At 40.9% G+C, this 20450-nt stretch carries 18 protein-coding genes; 15 read left to right on the top strand and 3 right to left on the bottom strand.

The features are described 5' to 3' along the window. Window positions 1–2: 2 nt before the first annotated feature. The 3 genes from V7O61_RS05605 to V7O61_RS05595 are packed head-to-tail and all read right to left on the bottom strand — an operon-like array spanning window position 3 to window position 4017. Window positions 3–491 (bottom strand): metal-dependent transcriptional regulator, encoded by a 489-nt coding sequence (locus tag V7O61_RS05605; protein WP_407282471.1) that lies wholly within the window; start codon window positions 489–491, stop codon window positions 3–5. Then, entirely contained in the window at window positions 442–2253 is a 1812-nt protein-coding gene (locus V7O61_RS05600) for an ABC transporter ATP-binding protein (RefSeq protein ID WP_288067762.1), read from the bottom strand. Before V7O61_RS05600 ends, V7O61_RS05605 begins: the two co-directional genes overlap by 50 nt. Next, window positions 2254–4017: an ABC transporter ATP-binding protein gene (locus tag V7O61_RS05595; protein ID WP_023844044.1), complete on the bottom strand. Its 1764-nt coding sequence runs from the start codon at window positions 4015–4017 to the stop codon at window positions 2254–2256. It lies immediately after the preceding gene. A gap of 408 nt (window positions 4018–4425) precedes the next feature. On the opposite strand from V7O61_RS05595, the gene V7O61_RS05590 reads away from it, so the two are divergent. From V7O61_RS05590 to V7O61_RS05520, 15 genes are all read left to right on the top strand, one after another. After that, window positions 4426–4866: a flavodoxin gene (locus V7O61_RS05590; protein ID WP_407282472.1), complete on the top strand. Its 441-nt coding sequence runs from the start codon at window positions 4426–4428 to the stop codon at window positions 4864–4866. 401 nt (window positions 4867–5267) lie between these two features. After that, the gene (locus V7O61_RS05585; protein ID WP_023844046.1) at window positions 5268–6110 is read left to right on the top strand and encodes a class I SAM-dependent methyltransferase; all 843 of its coding nucleotides are present in this window, start codon (window positions 5268–5270) and stop codon (window positions 6108–6110) included. Between the two features lie 11 nt (window positions 6111–6121). Further along, window positions 6122–6886 (top strand): P-loop NTPase, encoded by a 765-nt coding sequence (locus V7O61_RS05580; RefSeq protein WP_407282473.1) that lies wholly within the window; start codon window positions 6122–6124, stop codon window positions 6884–6886. Between the two features lie 68 nt (window positions 6887–6954). Further along, the gene (locus tag V7O61_RS05575) at window positions 6955–7551 is read left to right on the top strand and encodes a hypothetical protein (RefSeq protein ID WP_407282474.1); all 597 of its coding nucleotides are present in this window, start codon (window positions 6955–6957) and stop codon (window positions 7549–7551) included. Continuing rightward, window positions 7548–8819 (top strand): ABC transporter substrate-binding protein, encoded by a 1272-nt coding sequence (locus tag V7O61_RS05570; RefSeq protein WP_407282475.1) that lies wholly within the window; start codon window positions 7548–7550, stop codon window positions 8817–8819. The genes V7O61_RS05575 and V7O61_RS05570 overlap by 4 nt, the downstream gene beginning before the upstream one ends. Before the next feature lie 87 nt (window positions 8820–8906). Then, window positions 8907–10028, top strand: a complete 1122-nt coding sequence (locus V7O61_RS05565) for a FecCD family ABC transporter permease (protein WP_407282476.1) — start codon at window positions 8907–8909, stop codon at window positions 10026–10028. A 1-nt stretch (window position 10029) separates the two neighbouring features. Continuing rightward, entirely contained in the window at window positions 10030–10851 is an 822-nt protein-coding gene (locus tag V7O61_RS05560; protein ID WP_023844051.1) for an ABC transporter ATP-binding protein, read from the top strand. Between the two features lie 10 nt (window positions 10852–10861). Beyond that, window positions 10862–11944 (top strand): FecCD family ABC transporter permease, encoded by a 1083-nt coding sequence (locus V7O61_RS05555; protein ID WP_407282477.1) that lies wholly within the window; start codon window positions 10862–10864, stop codon window positions 11942–11944. A gap of 4 nt (window positions 11945–11948) precedes the next feature. Beyond that, complete coding sequence (locus V7O61_RS05550) at window positions 11949–12728, top strand: ABC transporter ATP-binding protein (RefSeq protein ID WP_407282478.1); 780 nt, start codon at window positions 11949–11951, stop codon at window positions 12726–12728. Between the two features lie 37 nt (window positions 12729–12765). Then, window positions 12766–14013, top strand: a complete 1248-nt coding sequence (locus V7O61_RS05545) for an ABC transporter substrate-binding protein (protein WP_407282479.1) — start codon at window positions 12766–12768, stop codon at window positions 14011–14013. A 312-nt stretch (window positions 14014–14325) separates the two neighbouring features. Continuing rightward, window positions 14326–15972, top strand: a complete 1647-nt coding sequence (locus V7O61_RS05540) for an ABC transporter substrate-binding protein (protein WP_407282480.1) — start codon at window positions 14326–14328, stop codon at window positions 15970–15972. Further along, entirely contained in the window at window positions 15950–16804 is an 855-nt protein-coding gene (locus tag V7O61_RS05535) for a class I SAM-dependent methyltransferase (protein ID WP_407282481.1), read from the top strand. Before V7O61_RS05540 ends, V7O61_RS05535 begins: the two co-directional genes overlap by 23 nt. Before the next feature lie 14 nt (window positions 16805–16818). Next, a complete protein-coding gene (locus V7O61_RS05530) occupies window positions 16819–17802 on the top strand; it encodes an ABC transporter permease (RefSeq protein ID WP_407282482.1) in 984 nt (327 codons plus the stop codon). Continuing rightward, window positions 17799–18728 carry an ABC transporter permease gene (locus V7O61_RS05525; RefSeq protein ID WP_407282483.1) on the top strand — a complete coding sequence of 310 codons (930 nt, stop codon included), beginning with the start codon at window positions 17799–17801 and terminating at the stop codon, window positions 18726–18728. Before V7O61_RS05530 ends, V7O61_RS05525 begins: the two co-directional genes overlap by 4 nt. 2 nt (window positions 18729–18730) lie before the next feature. Continuing rightward, window positions 18731–20437, top strand: coding sequence for a dipeptide ABC transporter ATP-binding protein (locus V7O61_RS05520; protein ID WP_407282484.1), 1707 nt, complete (start codon window positions 18731–18733; stop codon window positions 20435–20437). Window positions 20438–20450: the final 13 nt, after the last annotated feature.

Raw genomic sequence — 20450 nt, 5'->3', positions numbered from 1 at the left:
AATCAAAGTTCCGGTCTTCTCGACCGGACAAACTTTTTCATTTTTTCAATTGTCACGTCATGAAGTTGCTGTTCAAGGACAAGAGCATCTTTTTCTGCAATACTCTCAGGGACATGTATGATGTCCATGAGAAGGGATTTCAGATGGTCATGCCTGTTCTCCGCAATCCTTGCTACATTGTTTCCTTTTGAAGTAAGGTTCACACTTCCGTATTTTACATAGCTTACATAACCTTCTTTATCCAGGCGTTTTACCATTTCAGTTGCACTTGGAGCCCTGACATTCATTGCTCCTGCAATATCCTTAATGCGTGCATAGCCTTTTTCAGATTCGATAGTCATTATAGCTTTCAAATAGTTCTCTGCTTTTCTCGATAGCATCATCCATCCAGCCTTAACCTTTTTGACAATACTGAAATATTTCATTCCATCAAATATAATCTCAAATCTGCTGATCCACAGAAACGGAAGATGTTCCCATAATGTTGTCATATTTTACCGCAGGAGCAGAACTTCGCATCTTCCATCCTCCTGCCTGTTGTTGCATCATCCATAACCTCTGGTACAACCCTCCTCCTGATACAAGTAAGTCATGTGTCCCGGATTCGGATATTTTTCCGTCATCCAGAACAAGTATCTGGTCCGCATTTTCTATGGACTTAAACCGGTGTGCAATAACAATAAGAGTACGCCCCCTTACCAGATTCTCCAGAGCCTCCTGGATGACTGCTTCATTTTCAGGATCCAGTGATGCCGTTGCCTCATCCAGCAGGACTATAGGTGCATCTTTCAGGATTGCCCTTGCAATTGATATTCTCTGGCGCTCACCACCTGAAAGTGAGCTGCCACCTTCACTTACAATCGTATCATAACCCTGCGGAAGTTTTTCAATAAACTCATCACAGCGTGCAAGTCTTGCAGCTTTCTTTATTTCCTCAAGTGTAGCATACTGCTTACCCACCCGTATATTATTAGCTATAGTGTCATTGAAAAGATACACATCCTGAAATACCATTGATATACGGGAAAGGAGAAGATCAGGATTAAGCTCTTTAACCGGAACTCCACCAATACTAATGGAACCTGACTGGACATCCCAGAAACGCGCTATCAGGTTTATCATTGTTGATTTTCCGGAACCTGAAAGTCCTACAAGAGCTGTCATGGAGTTCACCGGAAAACGACAGTTTATGTTTTTCAGGACATCTTTGTCTTTGTAACGGAAACTGACATTATTGAACTCAATTGTGTTATCATCAGGAAGTTCCTGTTCGGCATCAAACGGCAATTCTTCTGCTGTCAGGACCTCACCAATGCGGTCAATTGAAAGACGTGTGTAGCGCATCAGGACAAGGATAGGTCCAAGCTTTTTGATCGGAGCAAAGAAATAATACCCAAGTACTGCAAAAGTAAAAAGTTCCGGTATTGATATATCACCTGTAAGAGTCATTGTGGCTCCAGCTGACAGCATGATCAGGTATCCTGCATCCAGCAGTAACAGGAAGATCTGGACAGGAATTCCGGCATATACTTCACTTTTGAAACTGAGTTTTTTCAGTTTTCTCATGGTGTTGTCAAGTATGCTGAATTTGTCACCTGTCATATCATATGATTTGAGCAGTTTTACAGAGCGTGCATATTCAAGTATCCTTGAGGAAGTCTGATTAATAGCTGTTACATGCTCCATTCCAAGTGCGGCTATTATCCGCCGGGCCAGAATTACAAAAAATGCAGCAATAAGCACAGACAGCAGCATTATACCGGCCATTTCCGCATTCACATATATCAGGAACAGGCCAATAAGCACAGGCACTACCACTGAAGTAACTATATCCGGCAGGTTATGTGATAATGTTGTTTCTGCCTGGCTGACATCATGCAAAAGACGGCCTGTGACATCTCCCGGATCCTTCTGTTTGAAAAAACCAAGCGGAAGACGCCTGAGCTTATTTCCCAGAACAATACGCAGGTCAGTTGAGATAGAGTAAGCACGTACATAGTTATTGGTCTGGCTTATCACAGTTAACATCAGGTAAAGTACGAATGCTGAAATATAGAAAGCAAATAATTCCCATAGATAGGAAAAATCATGTGCCGTATTGTTTAACACCGGTAGTACCAATCCCAGGATGAACAGGTAAAGCAGACCATTGAATAATCCCCTGGGAATATCGGACAGGAAATTAAGGCCAACTATGCTTAAGATGTCTTTCCTGTTATCAGCATATAAATCCCATGATTTATTTTCTTTCATTTAATCACTCTCCTTGTCTGAAAGTTTCCAGTGTCTTGCTTTTGTATGGGCTTTCCACATCTGGTAATAAAGACCTTTATTTTCCAGGAGTTGATCGTGGGTACCCTGCTCTTCAACCTCACCGTGATTGACAACAAGAATAGAATCCGCATTAACAATAGTAGAAAGACGATGGGCAATCACAACAACTGTTTTACCGGCCATGAGCTTTGAAAAAGCTTCCTGCATCCGTGTTTCATTTTCTGCATCTGCATAGGAACTGGCTTCATCCAGAAGGATTACCGGAGGGTCTTTGAGTATCACCCGTGCCAGAGCTATGCGTTGTTTTTCTCCCCCGCTCAGGTGAACTTCGCCACCCTCGCCTATGACGGTATCATAACCATTGGGAAGAGAAAGTATGAAATCATGACATGCGGCTGCCCTGGCAGCTTTCTCAATGGACTCCTGAGTCACATCAGTCTTTCCCATACGGATGTTTTCCCTTACAGTATCAGTGAGCATCTGCACTTCCTGGAAAACAGTCCCAACTGTCCGGTTCACACCAGCAGTGCCCATATCCCGGAGATCAATACCTCCGATACGGATTGTTCCGCATGAAACATCCCACATTCTTGCCATGAGGTTTACAAGGGTCGTCTTACCAGCTCCACTTGGGCCTACTATTGCTGTAAAGGACCCTTCAGGAATAACGGTATTGATATTTGAAAGAACCTCAGAGTTGTGATATCTGAAACAAACATCATTGAGTTCGATACCATATCTGTCGGGAATAATTGGACTGGAAGGTTCAGGAAGTGGTTTTTCGTTAAGTATTGATTCAATCCTTTTTGCACCCTCAAATATGTACTCAGAGTGGGAAACGGTCATTATGAAAGGAATGAACTCACACATACAACCGGTACCAAGCAAAAGGAAAAGAATCATGGTGGATACATTAATTTCCCCCATTTGCAGAAGGTAAAGTCCTGTGGGAATTACAAATATCCCACCACCAACAACTATGGCAGAAAATGTAGCCCAATACGGGGTACTTTTCTTTGAGATTTTCAGGACGAATTTCCTGTAATCAAGAACCGAGAATTTCAGCCTTCTGAACGAATCCAGTGTAAGATTAAAAACCTTCACCGCAGGCATTCCCTGTACATATTCCACACTTGTGGAATTCATTTTCTCAAGAGAGTCATGGTATTCCCTGAAAGATTCACGACGTTGTTGACCTGTACCGGCGCCACTCCACATCATTTTGACCAGTATCAGGCCAAGAGGCAATGGAATTGCGGCGGCAATGGCCAGACGCCAGTCAACCGTAAAAAGAAAAGCAAGTGTTACCAGTGGAAGCACCAGGCCAGAGACCATGTCAGGAATGTGATGAGCAACAAAATTTTCGATGGTTTCAACGTCTTCCTGTATGATCTTACGGACCCTTCCTGTATTATTGGATGACCAGAATCCCATTGGCAAAGTTCCAATGTGTTCCGTAAGACGTTTACGTATAATGTAGAGAAGGTCAAAGGCTGCAATGTGACTGGAAACAAAACTGGAAATTACCAGTATATATCGCAGCACTATTGCCAGAAATCCATAAAACAGCATCTCTATTACAGGTTCAAAGGATGCATTTACCCCTGCATTCAGGTAGTACCTGATAATGTAAAAGATGATTACGTAAGGGACAATGTATAATACAGAACCTAACGCAGCCAGGATTACCGACAATATAAATTCGATCTTCTTTTGTTTGAACGTTTCCAGTAATAATTCCATTTTAAACTACCTCTGACAGGGATGCAAAATAACCAACCACAGAATTCTATCCATAGAATTAACAAGATAAATTAGTTATGACTAATATTACAAGATATATCTACATACATTAGATATAAAGGTTTTTGCAGATTAATAAAAAGAAACAAGGCAGATACATTTAATCAGAATGTAACATGCTTCTAATAATGTTTTTCAAAATAAAATATGTATGATATTCGTTATTATAAATTCAGAAAAACACAAACCCGGATTATTCCAGCAGAGAAAATAACAAAGCTTTATATATAATCCATTATTTACTAGTTTTTACTAGACATTGTAGTCTTCCCTAAAATACCAACTGGAATTCCAGATGCTAATGCAAAAACCGGGAGACTCAGTAAAAAGAAATGATTGGTGTTAAACATGACAAAAACAATAATTGCATATGGTAGTACCACGGGGAGCACACAGACGCTTGCAGAAGAAATCGAAAGTACATTCAATAAAAATGGTTTTGATGCCAGACTTGTGAATATCACTGACATTGAACCTCCTGAAATTACAGGCTACGATCTGATAGTGTTAGGATGTTCCACCTGGGGAGAAGGTGAACTGCAGGATGATTTCATTCCCTTTGAACGCGAAATGGATGGGCTGAAACTTGAAGGAAAAAAAGCTGCCTGTTTTGGGCCGGGAGACAGTGATTACGTTTTCTTCTGTGAGGCAGTAAATATTCTTGAAGCGAGGCTTGAATCATGCGGAGCAGAACTTGTCGCGGAAGGATTGAAAATTGACGGGGATGTTGATGACCAGCTTGACCTGGCATCTGAGTGGGCAGAAAAACTCCTTGCTAATATAAGCTGATAAAACATAAAATGCAATATTTATGGAAATTTATAGTACAACTGTTTATAATCATGTGCTCATTAACTAAAAATGAACAATTCTTTGACATTAAACAGATAGAATAATTCCTTTTTTTATTTTTTGCGTAATGCCTCATTTTGTGCATTCTAAAAAGATCGTGCATTAAGTCAGGATAGAATCTGCTATATCTTGATTTTTTTCAGTATCCTTTTATTTTATTTGCTATACGGAATTTTTCATAGAGGTTTTCACCGTTAATACATAAGTATATATTACATGCCGTTTAGTGCTACGAATAAATTAAAAAATAACATTAAAACTGATGATTTATTATTTTTGTAATAATAACAATAGCAATTCTATCTCAATGTAAAACACCCCAAAAGAAGGAGTTCAAAATGGAACACGGAAAAATAGACTGGAATGAAATATGGAAAGAACGAATGGCTGCCCAACACTCAGCAAACAAAGAAGTTGAGAACAACCTGTGGAACAAAAAGGACAACGCCGAAAGATTCTGGAAAAGAACTCAGAAATTCTCTGACAGAACACAACTTACTCTGGAAGAACTTCCGCTAACACCACAGTCCAGGGTACTTGATATTGGTGCAGGGCCCGGAAGACTCTCAATACCTATTGCAGAAAGGGTTGCACACGTAACGGCTGTTGAACCGGCAGAAGGTATGAGAAATCTGCTTCTTAATAATGTTACTGAAAAAGGAATAACTAACCTTGACTGCGTCAGCAAACGCTGGGAAGACCTTGACGTTGAGAAAGACCTTGACGGTCCTTATGATATTGTCATTGCATCATTCTCTCTTGGTATGCCGGATATAAGGGATGCCATTCAAAAAATGGAACAGGCTTCTTCAAAACATGTTTACCTATACTGGTTTGCAGGAACCAGTCCCTGGGAAGAACATTCTGTAAACCTGTGGCCATACCTGTACGGAACTAATTATACATGCGGTCCTAAATGCGATGTATTATACAACGTTCTCTACGATATGGGAATCTATCCGGATATGGCAGTGTTCCCTATGGAATACACAAATGATTTTACATCCATGGACGAAGCCATGGATTTCTTCAAATCAAGATATACAATTGAGACACCTGAGCAGGAAGCTATTCTTTATAATTATCTCAGGGATGAGCTCTCATGGGAAAATGGCAGCATCTCTGAAAAAGCCGATTCCACACGCGTGCGGATCTGCTGGGAAAAGAAACAGAACAATTAGGAGCTGAGAGTTTGAAAATACTGATATGCGGAAAAGGCGGATGTGGTAAAAGCACGTTAACATCATTGCTGGCTCAGGCAATGTCCAGAGATGGATACAATGTACTTGTGGTTGACAATGACGAATCCAATTTCGGACTTCACAGGCAGTTGGGAGTGGAACTTCCAGAGGATTTCCTGAATTTTTTTGGCGGGAAAAAAGATCTTGTTGAAAGAATGAAAGCTTCATTTTCAACCGGAGAAGAAGTAAAGTTCTTTGACAACAGATGGGAAATTGCAGACATACCCGGTGAATACGTCTCAAAAACAGACAACATTTCACTGATGGCTGTTGGAAAGATACACGACTTCGGAGAAGGGTGTGCCTGTCCAATGGGAGTTCTTTCAAAGCATCTGATAAAGAATATTGATGCAGGAACCAATGATATTGTTTTAGTTGACACCGAGGCCGGAATAGAACATTTTGGCAGGGGAGTGGAGGAAGGATGCGATGCACTTCTAATGGTAATTGATCCGTCCTATGAGTCCATCTGTCTTTCTGAAAAGATAAGCAGCCTTGCAGAAGCTGCCGGGAAAGACCTCTATTATGTACTTAATAGAGTTGAAGGAAAAACTAAAACCGTGCTTTGTGAAAAAGTTCCTGAAGACCGAATTATTGCAACTCTTCCTGTGATGGTTTCTGTTTTTAAAGCCGGACTTCTTGGTGAAAAATTCCAGGTGGATGTGCCTGAGGTTGAAGAAATCTGTGGTTTTTTGAAGAATATAAGTAGCACTTAGAATTTCACTTAAATTTCACTTCACTTGTTAAATAATTGAACTGTAATTTTTGAAATTAAGAGGATAATATGTACATAAAGCAATTTGTTGTTGGTATAAGCCTGCTGGTTTTTTTAGTTGCCAGTATCGGTTTTGCTTCCTGCTCGGAACTTATTGACGTTGAAAGGCATGTGCCTTCTGATTTTTCTGAAAGCGAAATGGCAGAGATTACGCTGGAAATAACAGGAGAGAGCCCGTTTATTCTGGGTATAGTGGAAACTATTCCACAGGGGTTCACTTTCCCTGAATCAGATGCAGATATATCAAGTGCCACGTCTTTTAAAGTTGACAGGGATGCAGGAAAAATCTCTTTCTCAGTGACTGACGTTACTGAAGTAAAATATAATGTAATTCCTTCTGATGATGCTGAAAACTCGTTTGAAGGATATTGGGTTGACATGCTTTACCAGACACAGGAATTAAATGAAGGAAAAGAACGATGGGTTCCAGTAACTGATCCTAATTCTGCTTCAAGCGGACAGAGTTCCACTGCAGATTCTTCCAGAGATTCTGAATCCGGCGTGGAATCCAGTGTACCGGGTTTTAGTTTCTTTTTGGCTTCGGTCTCTATTTTTGTATGTGTTCTTTTAGTAAGGAAAAACAACCCAGGAGAGAAGGAAGAATGAGTAAAAGCAGATTTTTTTTGATTGGAATGATAGTACTTGCCTGCTCATTTATCTCCATGATGAATGCTACCGCAATAGGCTCCAGTCTTCCATGCGATGATAGTGACGGAGTATTGACTGAAAGCGAGGTTTCAGATGCAATATGTGACTATATGCTTGAAGAAGGAGACTACACTCTGGATGATGTTGGAGATGCTGCATATATACTTACATTCTGGGATGGGAGACCAAAAACAGTTACTGACTATAACGATAGGGAAGTTATTTTTTACAGACCTATTGAAAGAATAATCACAACTAACCCTGATAATTCGAGAATTGTTATTGCGCTGGGTGATCTTGATAAACTGGTTTCTTCAGATGAGTGCACACGCGGACAATGTGTGCTCCCAAGAGATTCAAATGACGAGAAAATTGCTACAGATGCCTGGGAAGCTCTTCAGATATATGGAGGAGGGGAACTCGATGATCTGCCTGAGACAAACACTCGTTATGAAATCGACTATGAAACAATGGCTCTTCTTCAACCGGACATTGTTTTAGACACTACTTCTGCTAACAGAGGCGAACTGATAGAGGAAAAGATAGGGTGTCCGTGCGTAGAAGCGGGTTCCGGATTTACTTTCGCACAGAATTATGATCATATAGAACTGCTGGGGACTGTACTTGACAGAAAAGAGAGAGCTGATGAACTGAATGAATTTATACGATCCAAAGTTGAAATGATTGAATCAGTAACTTCACAAATGGATGAAAGTGAAAAGCCGACAGTTTATTTTGCTCCAAGAGGAGCTACAAAAGGTTTTTATGATTCAGTTGAAGGAAGAGACTTTACCCGTACCGAAGCCGTTTACGAACCATTAACCATTGCAGGAGGAATAAATCTTGCAAAGGACTGTACAGGTTCTAACATCAATGTTGCTCCTGAGCAGATTGTTGTATGGGAACCTGAAGTAATCTTCGTCGCAATCGGTACATGGGATGGAGATAGTGGTGTTGGTTTTGTAACGGAGACCCCGGAACTTTCAGAGATTCCTGCTGTAAAGAACGAACAGGTCTACGATTGTTTCTATCCTTATTGCAGAGGCAGGCCTATTGACAAGACTTTATTCAATTTGATTTATATGGCAAAACGCCTTCATCCGGAAGAATTCAGTGACATTGATCTGGAAGCTGAAGGGAATGAGATATATGAGCAGTTCCTTGGAGTTGATGGTTTGTTCTCCGAACTTGTAGAATATCAGACGTTTCCCAAAGAAGTGTATTAAGAATCAAATGTAATTTACAGAAAATGAACATGCCTGCAGTCCAGACTGCAATGCATGTTTATTTATCTCTATTTTTAGGTGAAAAAGATGTCGAACCTCTTTAAAAAAAAGGTCAAACACAATACAGAACACTTGGAAAGTTCTGATAATAAGCAGCAATCAGATGCAAGGGATAATTACCAGCGTTATTTAGGACGAAAAATAATTCTCATAATCGGCCTATTTGCCCTTGTTGTTTTCCTGGGAGCTTTTTTCGTTACAATAGGTCCTCTTGAAGTCTCTGTAATTGAAGTTTACAAAATTCTCTTGTCCAGATATTTCCCCGATTCATTTATGGTCTCAGGTTTGCCTTCACAGATTGTCTGGAATATTCGCTTACCCAGAATTGTTGCAGGTATTTTCGCAGGTTTTGGCCTGGGAATATGCGGATGCGTAATGCAATCCGTCTTGAAAAATCCCCTGGCAAGTCCGTTTACACTTGGTATTTCCTCAGGAGCAAGTTTTGGAGTAGCAGTTGCTGCGGTACTTGGTGTTGGGGTAATAAGTGGTCCTTACCTGCTTGTTGGTAATGCTTTCTTATTTGCTATGCTGTGTGCTCTGTTTATCATTGCTCTTGCAACTCTTAAAGGAGCTACTTCTGAAACTCTCATACTTGCAGGAATTGCCATAAATTATCTTTTCAGCTCTCTTCGTGAATTATTCGAATATTTTGCAACAGACGAGCAGCTTCGACTTATGGTAAGCTGGGGGATGGGAGACCTGTCTGCTTTTTCCTGGAGTAATTTTTTCCTGATGCTGGGGATTTTTGTTATTTGTGCTCCCCTGCTCTACCTAAAAGCAAACGATCTGAATATTATGGTGATAGGAGATGAAAATGCGAAGAGTCTGGGTATTGATGCAAACAAAGTAAGAATGTTCTGCATGCTGCTTTCAAGTCTTCTGATAGCAACGATTGTTTGCTTTACAGGAACTATCGCTTTCATCGGACTGGTTGCACCGCATATGGCTCGTATGGTGATTGGTTCTGATCACAAATACCTCTTTCCGGCCTCCGGTTTACTGGGAGCTCTTATTCTAATATCTGCTGACGTCACTGGTATGAACATAATAAGTCCGACCATCATTCCGACAGGTATTATGACCTCTCTGCTTGGAGTACCGTTCTTCATGTACCTCATTCTCAAAAGAAAACGCAAGGAGTTCTGGTAAAATGGTTACGGTGAATGTAAACAATGTCACTTTTGGCTATAACAGCACAAAAATACTTCAAAATGTATCAGTCGATATTGACAGATCAAGTTTTGTCAGTATTGTTGGACCAAACGGAGCAGGCAAATCAACGCTGCTTAAATGTGTTAACAAGATTCTCAAACCTGAATCCGGAGAGATTCTTGTTGACAGAAACAGCATTCATGAAATGAAACGGATGGAAGTGGCAAGAAACGTTGCCTACGTCCCTCAAAGTTCGAACAGGGTCTTCCCTACAACTGTATTTGAAACAGTTATGATGGGAAGACGACCTCATCTCGGATGGTTCAGTAACGAAGATGATAAGGAAAAAGTCTGGCAGGTTCTTGAGGAAATGGGGCTCGATGACCTTGCTTTACGTAATTTTGACGAACTTAGTGGAGGCCAGCAGCAAAAAATCCTGATCGCAAGAGCATTGGCACAGGAAACAGGGGTTATTCTCCTTGACGAACCCACAAGTAATCTTGATATCTGGCATCAGCTTGATGTTATGGAAAATGTGAGAGCTCTTGTCAATAACAAAAACGTGACAGCTTTGATGGTTGTCCATGACCTCAATATGGCTTCCAAGTATTCAGACTGGATCCTGATGATGAAAAACGGGGAAATCGTCTCTGCCGGGAATCCGGCTTCGGTGCTTACCTGTGATAATATTGAACAGGTCTACGGTGTTGAAGCACATGTGCATACACATGCAGGAATTCCGTATGTGATGCCACTCAAGCAGGTGGGACTGGCAGCTGATTCCTGCATGATGAAGGCTGAAGACGGATTAAAAGCTTAGGAGAATGAAAATGTTTGAAGTTTTCAGGAAAAGTTCGCAATTAACGGACAGAAACGAAACCAATATTGAAACATTCTCTGATATACGAAAATATGGAATTCTATTCATATTTTTCGTGACTTTGTTTTTTGCAGCAGCTATTGCTATGGTTATGGGAGCTTATGATATTTCTTTTACAGATGTCTATGCCACCATATTCGCAAATATAGGACTCTTTGGTGATATTTCCAATGTCAGTAAATTGCATAACACAATCATATGGAACATTCGTCTCCCGCGAGTTCTGCTTGCAATAACTGTCGGAGCTGCACTTGCAAGTTCAGGTGCGGTTTTCCAGGGATGTTTTCGAAACCCGCTTGTTGAACCTTATATTCTTGGAGTATCATCCGGTGCTGCATTTGGTGCAGCACTTGGAATTGTTTATCCTTCTGTTTTCAGCTCAGTTCAGATATCCGCATTCGTATTCGGTTCTCTTGCAGTGCTGGCTGCATACACCCTTGCAAGGACACGTGGCCAAACACCAATCGTGACCCTGATACTTGGAGGAGTAATAATCGGATCGATTTTTTCAGCACTTGTATCCCTGCTAAAATACATGGCAAATGACTCTGCTCTGCGTGAAATCGTGTTCTGGCTTATGGGAGGATTCTACTATGCAACCTGGCAGGATGTGTTTCTCACTGTTCCAATAGTTTTCATTTCATTCCTGATAATGTGGATGTATTCATGGAAACTCAACATCCTTTCAATGGGAGATGAAGAAGCAAAAGCACTGGGTGTCAATCCTGAAAAGTCAAAACTTATCATAATCACCATTGCAACACTTGTGACTGCCGTAGCTGTTTCTACTGTAGGCATAATCGCATGGGTCGGACTTATGATGCCACATGCTGCCAGGATGATACTCGGACCGGATAACCGGTTTGTTATCCCATCTGCTGCTATGCTTGGAAGCATCTACCTTATTGTCTGTGATACGATGGCAAGAACATTGACAACTTCGGAGATTCCGGTAGGAATTATAACTTCGATAGTCGGTGCACCATATCTGTGTTATCTCCTGCGAAATAAAGGAAGATCATTACTGGGGTGATAAGATGCTGAAAGTAAAAAATATCCATTTTAACTATGGAAGCAGCAAAATTCTGAATGACCTGTCTTTCAACGTTGAAGAAGGACAGTTATGCGGGCTTTTCGGACCTAATGGCTGCGGGAAAACAACGCTTTTCAAATGCTGTATGAATTTCCTGAAATACCACACTGGTTCAGTTGTCATGGATGGTGTGGATATTAAAGAATGTAGCATCGAGGATATGGCAAAAATCGTTGCCTATGTTCCCCAGGAGCATAAACCTCCATTTCCATATCTTGTAAAAGAAGTTGTCCTGATGGGAAGAACTCCTCACCTTGGAGGATTTTTTGGCATTAATCGTGATGACAAGGAAAAAGCATGGAATGCTCTGAAATTACTTGACATTTCCCATCTGGCAGATCAACCTTACAATCAATTATCAGGAGGGCAACGTCAGATGGTATTGATAGCAAGGGCAATTGCACAGGAAACAAGAATTATTTTTCTGGATGAACCAACATCTGCCCTGGATTTTAGCAACCAGATGAGAATCTGGAACCTGATGAGAAAAGTCAAAGATCAGGGCATAACGATTCTTGCGTGCAGCCACGATCCTAACCACGTATCCTGGTTCTGTGACAAAGTAGTAGTGATGAACAGGAGTGGTATTCTCTGTCAGGGTCCGCCACATGATGTGATAACAGAATCCGTACTCAATGATGTTTATCAGGATATGTGTTCAGTCAGGTCTTTTGAAGGCATAAGAATGGTATTGCCAAGAAGCGTGTCTGCCAGAGTTGGATAGCACCAATCACTTTTTTCTTTTTTATTGAGGATTTAAAATGAAATCAAAGGTACAGTATATTGCAGTGTTGGGTATATTGCTGTGCATTCTGTTAAGTGCCGGATGTACTGAGAATATGACCGATAATAGTATTGTTTCAGATGACACAAATAGCGATGAACAATACAGAACAGTTGTTGACAGCCGTGGAGTCGAAGTCCAGATTCCAGCAAATATTAAACGCGTTGCTACTGTCAGCGATGGTCTGGTAGAAGGTGTAATGACATCCATCGGTGTCCAGGATACACTGGTAGGGGTCGGCTCGAGCTGTCTTCAACGTAATTTCAATTACACATATGAAACCGTTAGTGGAGAAACTTATGAATACAAGAACGGAATGAACCCCGTAACATATCTCAATCCATGGATCATGGATCTTCCACTCTTTGTTTCATCTGGTTCTGCAGTGAACTATGAAACCCTTGCAAGCCTTGAGCCTGATGTGGTGATAGTTCGTGTTGGAAGTTGTTCTTTACGATATCTTGACGATGAAAATACACAGAAAAGCATTGAAACTATGGAATCACTTGGTTTTCCGATAGTTGTTCTTTATGATCCGAATTGTTATGATTCTCCAGACATGGCCACCATCTCCGATGAAATAAACATAATCGGCCAGATTTTTGGAAAAGAAGATGAAACTCAGATCATTGCAGATTACCTTGAAGAACAACTCAGTTTTGTAAGTGAGCGGACACAGGACATTCAGGCAGATGAAAAAACTGATGTGCTGGTATTTGGAGCATCACCTAAAGTACGAGGAGAAGGCGGAGCTGGACAGGTATTTGGACTTGATACTTTTGAATCATTCTTTATTGAAGATATAGTGAATGCTAACAATGCTTTCCAGGAAGAAGGATATTTTAAAACGGTAAGTGCAGAGCATCTGCTGGCATTGAACCCTGATGTTATTGTTCTATGTACAGCCTCAGGATACCATCCACCACTTGAACTTTACCAGGCACCTTATTACCAGAATCTGCAGGAAATGGATGCAATCCAAAATAGGAGAGTAGTAGCCCTTCCATGGTCACCATGTAATTGTGCGAAAAGGCTGGAATACCCTATAGATGTAATGGTTATTGCAACCGGCACTTATCCTGAGCTGTTTGAAGATGTGGAGCTTGATGAATGGCTTATTACATTCTACCAGAATGTCTATGGTGTCGATGTTGAAACAGCAAAGCAGCTGCGTTCAGCACAATGGATGGACTGGACTATAGATGAATGTCAAAGTTGTCCCTGAACTTCAATCTACATTTAACTAAGAAAGAAATATTCAAGTTCTAAATAAAAAACTTGATTCCATACATAATCATGGCACATTGGTATGATTATGTATCTTTTTTTGTTCCGGATTTATTATTAAACTATAAAGCATGCTTAGCTGTTTAGTTTTACTTTGATAATAAGAAATATGTTAAAATCACAATCAATTTAATTAATAGAATATTTAGTAATACTTTTATAGAATAATGTAATATCGAATCTAGTTCATGTAACCTATAATATTTACAATTGATTATTGAATATATCACAAACATAAAGGTGTAAAATAATGAATAAAAACAGGTTATTGGTATTATTTTCAGTATTCATGATATCTCTGTTCTTAATGACAGCAGGTTGTGTTGATCAGGAAGATACTCAGGCCAGTATTACAACTGCAGGCACAGATACAGGATCAGAGAAAGTGGATGTTGTCCGTTTGAGCGGTGGAGATTATGGTTATCCGCAGCCATTCTCAATATATCCAAGAGGTCCGGGTTCATCAAAGGTTGGAATGATCTTTGACAGTCTGGTAGAAAGAGATGAAGTTGGTATTATTCCATGGCTGGCTGAAAGCTGGGATGTAAATGAAGACGGAACAGAATACACATTCAATCTCCGTGAAGGAATAAGCTGGAGTGACGGAGAACCATTCACAGCTAATGATATTAAATTCACATTTGATTACGAACAGGAATATGTACCTATCGCAGGTGGAATGGAAGCAGGAGTTGTAGACAACGTTCAGGTCGTGGATGATAATACTGTAACATTTGTACTGACCCAGCCGGTTTGCACATTCCTTTACAAACTTACAAGTTTTAAAATCATACCTCAGCACATATACGAAGATATAACAGATCCTGCCAGTTACCTTGAACCAGAAGCAGTTATCGGTACAGGGCCTTTCCTTCTTGAAGAATACAACCAGGAACATGGAACATACAGGTTTGTAACAAATGAAAAGTTCTGGGGACCAGATACATCTGTGGAAGCAGTTGAATTTATTCCAGTCAGTGATGCACTTGTTTCCTTTGAACAGGGTGAGATCGATTTTACAAGCATATCACCTGATACACTTGAACGCTTTACATCAGACTCTGAAATAAGAGTTGTGCAGCAACCTGCTTTCTGGGGATACCAGTTCTATTTCAACATGAACAAATGTACAGAGCTTAATGATAAACTGATAAGACAGGCGTTTGTTTATGCAATCGACCGCGAAGAACTCGTGGAAAAGATCGGCAGAGGTGCAGGAAAACCTGGTAAAATGGGTATACTCTCTGAAGACCATATCTGGTACAACCCTGATCAGCCGGAATATTCATACAATCCTGAAAAAGCCGGTGAATTACTTGAAAAAGCAGGATGGACCGATACTGATGGAGATGGAATCCGTGACAAGGATGGGGAAAAACTCTCATACGTATTGTCTCTTGGAAGCAGCGAGGTCCGTATTGGAGAACTTATAAAAGAGAGACTCAGCGAAGTTGGAATTGATGTTCAGGTACAGGCTCTTGAAAGCAAATCACGTGATGCAAACCTGAAAACCGGAGACTTCGAGCTTGCCATAAGCGGCTTTGGAGGATGGGGAAAAGATGCAGATTACCTCCGTACAAGATACTGTGATGAAACTTCAGAAACCAACAGTGTATCGTCTGCTGCATCAGTATTTGGTTACCACAATGAAACCCTGAATGCTCTTGGTGCTCAGGAATTGCAGGAACTTGATGACGAGGCACGCAAGGAAATAGTCTACGAAATGCAGACAGTACTTGCTGAAGATGTGCCTGCAATACCACTCTATTACACTACAAAATACGATGCATGGCGAATTTCAACTTATGATGGATGGATAAATATGTATGACCATCACGCAAGAACACACAGTATTCTTTCATATATCCAGAGGGATGGAATTGCAGCAAAAAGATAACATTAGCAACCTTGTTGATTGCTGGAACAAAGCATCCAGAAATGGATTAAATATTCTGGATGAAGGAAGGATGGCAGAAGTCTGGAACAAACGTTCTGCAACCTATGCCAGAAATCAGGAAAAGAATAGAAGACAGAAGAAAACCGAGCAAATAATTTCATTCCTTGATGAATGCGGTTTTAAGCCACAAGGAGCAAAGGTTCTTGATATCGGGTGCGGACCTGGAACCCTCTCCCTTCCTCTTTCAAGGATGGGAGCGGATGTAACCTCACTTGATATCTCTTCCGGAATGCTTGAAAGATTGAAAGATTCGGTAAAGCAGGAATCACTTCCAATAGACATTATTGAATGTTCATGGTGGACAGCAGATATAGATGAGCTTGGATTCAGGAATAAATTCGATCTCGTAATTGCTTCCATGACACCGGGAATCAGGGATGTTGAGAGCTTTGAGAGAATGATGGCATGTTCAAAGAAGTTCTGTTATTACAGTAACTTCCTGAGAAGAGAGGAAGATAAAGCGTATCGCGATATCCGAAGCTCAATACTCGGTGAAAAGTCTGAGAACAATATGAACGGACTGAACTTCCCGTTCATGTATCTCTACCTTGCAGGCTACATGCCATCTGTCAAAATCAACCATGACGAATGGAAAGAAGAAGCAAGCTGGCAGGAAACTGCTGACCGCGCAATAGATTTCATAGGACGAGGCCGGGATTTTGACGATGGAACAAAACAAAAGATAATGGATTATTATCAAAATGTCGCTGTCGATGGAATGTACCTTTCAGAGTCAGATGTGTACACTGGCATGATGGTCTGGGAAATTTAAGGCAGGGTGGTCGGATGAAAAATGACAGGAATTCATTTGTTTTCAGGCTAGTATTAACCCTTTTTGTAATTCTTGTCATTAATTTCTTCCTTCCACGAATGATGCCGGGTGACCCATTCTCCACAACTTCTGATGACGATTCCGGAGATGAGGTTATTATAATGACAGAAGAACAGCGGCAGTATTACATGAACTATTATGGACTTGACAAACCAGTACACGAACAGTTTCTGGTATATCTGAAGAATCTGCTTAAGGCTGACCTTGGCAGAAGCATATACTATAAAATGCCGGTTAGTGATGTGATAATGCTGCATCTTCCATGGACCATGTTTATCGTCCTTGCATCAACAGTGATCAGTACGATTGCCGGAGTTATCCTTGGAACATTTTCGGCAAAGAACCGGAAAAAGGGAAGTGACAGGATAATGATGACTGGCCTGATAGCTTTTGCCGAGATACCATCATTTTTGCTTGGACTGATTATGCTGCTCATCTTTAGCGTACATCTCAGACTTTTTCCTCTTGCAGGTGCTATCACACCCTTCGCACATTATAGTGGTTTAGGGGAACAGCTATGGGACATATTGTATCATGCCTGCCTACCTGTTATGACTCTTTCACTTGCACAGCTCACAGGTGTCTATTTACTTACCAGAAATACCTTGATCACAGTTACCACTAAAGATTATATCAGGACTGCAAGGGCAAAAGGACTGGGTGAAAAGACCGTGTGGACCAGACATGCACTTCGCAATGCACTTCTTCCGGTAGTAACCAGAGCAGGTTTTATGATAGGTATCATGATGGGAGGTGTTGTGCTGGTAGAAAGTGTCTTTTCTTATCCGGGAATAGGAATGACACTTCGAAGTGCTGTTGTTGGTCGTGATTATCCGCTCATTCAGGGAATTTTGCTTGTAATTGCAGTTTCCATACTTATCTGCAACCTGCTGGTTGACAAAATATACAGTAAACTTGACCCAAGGGTTACGATATGACAGATAGCATCAATACCTCCGGCTATGATAGAATGATAGCTTATATTCAAGCCTTGAATATTTACAGGATCAGTCTTAACCTGAACAATACATTCTCAAAATTCAGTATGGAAGGTAAGATCGGTGTCATTGGAATTCTTGCAATAATCCTGATGGCCGTTTTTGCCCCAATGATAACACTTTACCCGCCCCAGAAAATTACAGGCGATTCACTGGAAGCACCTGGATCAGTTCATATTCTAGGTACCGATGAACTTGGAATGGATATCTGGTCACAGATATGTTACGGTGCAAGAATGAGCCTTACAATAGGCCTTGCAGTTGCATTTGTTTCAGGTTTTGGAGGTGGAGCTCTCGGCGTGCTGGCCGGATATATCGGAGGACACATCGATCAGGCACTAATGAGAATAATTGATGTGACAATGGCACTTCCAAGTTTCCCACTGCTTATCGTAATATCTGCATTTCTCGGGCCAAGTGTTCTTAATGTGATTCTTATACTTGTACTGTTCAGCTGGGCAAAACCCGCACGTATTGCTCGTTCCCAGACACTGGCTATCAAGAAGAACAGCTATATCATTGCTGCCCGTAACTACGGTGCAAGTCCATTTTACATTCTCCGAAAACACATTTTTCCAGAGGTAATGCCGGTTTTGTTCGTTCTTATAATCGGCATATCATCACATGCCATAATAGCCGAAGCAGGACTTGCATTTCTGGGACTCGGAGACCCCACATCCAAAAGCTGGGGTATGATGCTTAATAGTGCAACCAGTTTTAGCTCGATATATTTTACACCTTACTGGCAATGGTGGCTATTGCCTCCGTTGTTCATGCTTATTCTCCTTCTGCTGTGTCTTGCATTCATAAGCAGGGATATGGAGAGAATACTGGATCCTAAATTAAAGATTAAGAAAGGGATTTGATTATGAGTCTGCTTAAAATCAATGATCTGAAATGTCATTACCAGACAGATACTCACACTGTAAAGGCAGTTGATAGTGTTTCTTTTGAAATAAAAGAAGGAGAGATTCTTGGAATCGTGGGAGAATCAGGAAGTGGAAAAACAACTGCTGCACTAAGTATCATGGGACTTCTTCCGGAAAACACGGCTATCAAAGGAGAGATTATCTACAATGAAAAGGTGATCTCCTCTTTATCAGAAGCTGAAATGGACAGGTTCCGATGGAAAGATATAGCAATCGTTTTTCAGAATGGAATTGAAGTACTTAACCCTGTTATGAAAGTTGGTATTCAGGTGATGGAACCAATGAACAGGCACCTTGATATCAGTCAAGATGAAACACGGAGCAAATGTGCTGATCTTTTCAGGGCTGTCCATCTTGATCCAAAATGGATGGATTCATACCCTCATCAGCTTTCCGGAGGCATGAGGCAGAGAGTACTTCTTGCAATGGCACTTTCATGCGATCCTAAATTACTGATATTAGACGAGGTTACTTCCGCACTTGATGCTTTTACCAGGAAAGAGATAAGAGATCTTCTTGTTGAGCTTCAGAAAAAAAATGGTTATACAATGTTGATGATATCACACGACATCACTTTTGTGTCTTCTGTGGCATCAAGGGTTGCTGTCATGTATTCAGGAAGAGTTGTTGAAACCGGACCTGTAAAAGATATTCTTGTATCACCCAGACATCCATATACAAGGGGACTTGTTCATTCAACACCTGATATTTTCGTATACAAGGATCTCTGGGGAATTCCCGGTGATATCCACACAAACAGCGATTTTACAGGCTGTCCTTTCTTCTCAAGATGTAATCAAAAGATCAAGAAATGCAATGAATCAGCTCCTGAACTTGTACCTGTCGGAGATGAAAGAGAAATTGCATGCCATAGAGGAGGTGTGGCAGAACTCCTAAAAGCTAAAGACCTGAATTACAGTTATCAGCTTCCTGATGGACAATACCTAAAAGCAGTTAATGATGTTGATCTGGAAATAATGGAAGGGGAAGTCCTGGCAATTGTCGGACAGACAGGCTCAGGCAAGTCCACCCTTGCACACATCCTTGCAAACGTGATTAAGCCGGAAAATGGAACAGTAACTTTCATGAATGAGAGCAGCAACAAGGCAAATTATGGAAACAAACTCAACGGAATCCAGATAGTGTTCCAGGATCCTTTCAATTCAACCAGCAACAGGTTCACTGTACTTGATGCTATCAAAGAACCTCTTGACATTAACAAAATCTGGCCTAAGGAAGAACGTGTAGAAATGGCGAAAAATGCCCTTGAACTCGTCCACCTTCCATGTACAGATGCTTTTCTCAATAAATATTGTGGTGAACTCAGTGGCGGGCAGAGACAAAGAGTAGCACTTGCCAGAGCCATGGTTATGCAGCCAAAACTCCTTATTGCAGATGAAGTTACCTCAGCACTGGATGTTTCGACTTCTGCAAATGTAATGCGCCTTTTAAAAGGACTCCAGAACAGGCGAGGATTTGCAATGATCTATATTTCACATGATCTTTCCATGACATTGAAAATTGCTGACAGAATAGCAGTGATGAATCATGGGAGGATCGTTGAAATGGGCAATTCCCACGAAGTTATGCTTTCACCTTCTGATGAGTATACTAAAAGACTTATTGATTCAAAGATCTCTGTTTGAAGGTTTTGCATAC

The organism is Methanolobus sp. WCC1, from assembly GCF_045690315.1.
In the GTDB taxonomy this organism is placed as follows: Archaea; Halobacteriota; Methanosarcinia; order Methanosarcinales; family Methanosarcinaceae; genus Methanolobus; species Methanolobus tindarius.
The sequence above is the reverse complement of the archived record's forward strand: the minus strand, read 5'-3'. Positions and strand labels throughout refer to the sequence as shown.

Coding starts and splice junctions, on each gene's coding strand:
- V7O61_RS05590 (WP_407282472.1), top strand. CDS start 4,426: ATGACAAAAACAATAATTGCATATGGTAGTACCACGGGGAGCACACAG.
- V7O61_RS05520 (WP_407282484.1), top strand. CDS start 18,731: ATGAGTCTGCTTAAAATCAATGATCTGAAATGTCATTACCAGACAGAT.
- V7O61_RS05600 (WP_288067762.1), bottom strand. CDS start 2,253: ATGAAAGAAAATAAATCATGGGATTTATATGCTGATAACAGGAAAGAC.
- V7O61_RS05540 (WP_407282480.1), top strand. CDS start 14,326: ATGAATAAAAACAGGTTATTGGTATTATTTTCAGTATTCATGATATCT.
- V7O61_RS05545 (WP_407282479.1), top strand. CDS start 12,766: ATGAAATCAAAGGTACAGTATATTGCAGTGTTGGGTATATTGCTGTGC.
- V7O61_RS05525 (WP_407282483.1), top strand. CDS start 17,799: ATGACAGATAGCATCAATACCTCCGGCTATGATAGAATGATAGCTTAT.
- V7O61_RS05570 (WP_407282475.1), top strand. CDS start 7,548: ATGAGTAAAAGCAGATTTTTTTTGATTGGAATGATAGTACTTGCCTGC.
- V7O61_RS05550 (WP_407282478.1), top strand. CDS start 11,949: ATGCTGAAAGTAAAAAATATCCATTTTAACTATGGAAGCAGCAAAATT.
- V7O61_RS05530 (WP_407282482.1), top strand. CDS start 16,819: ATGAAAAATGACAGGAATTCATTTGTTTTCAGGCTAGTATTAACCCTT.
- V7O61_RS05555 (WP_407282477.1), top strand. CDS start 10,862: ATGTTTGAAGTTTTCAGGAAAAGTTCGCAATTAACGGACAGAAACGAA.
- V7O61_RS05595 (WP_023844044.1), bottom strand. CDS start 4,017: ATGGAATTATTACTGGAAACGTTCAAACAAAAGAAGATCGAATTTATA.
- V7O61_RS05585 (WP_023844046.1), top strand. CDS start 5,268: ATGGAACACGGAAAAATAGACTGGAATGAAATATGGAAAGAACGAATG.
- V7O61_RS05535 (WP_407282481.1), top strand. CDS start 15,950: ATGGAATTGCAGCAAAAAGATAACATTAGCAACCTTGTTGATTGCTGG.
- V7O61_RS05605 (WP_407282471.1), bottom strand. CDS start 491: ATGACAACATTATGGGAACATCTTCCGTTTCTGTGGATCAGCAGATTT.
- V7O61_RS05560 (WP_023844051.1), top strand. CDS start 10,030: ATGGTTACGGTGAATGTAAACAATGTCACTTTTGGCTATAACAGCACA.
- V7O61_RS05565 (WP_407282476.1), top strand. CDS start 8,907: ATGTCGAACCTCTTTAAAAAAAAGGTCAAACACAATACAGAACACTTG.
- V7O61_RS05575 (WP_407282474.1), top strand. CDS start 6,955: ATGTACATAAAGCAATTTGTTGTTGGTATAAGCCTGCTGGTTTTTTTA.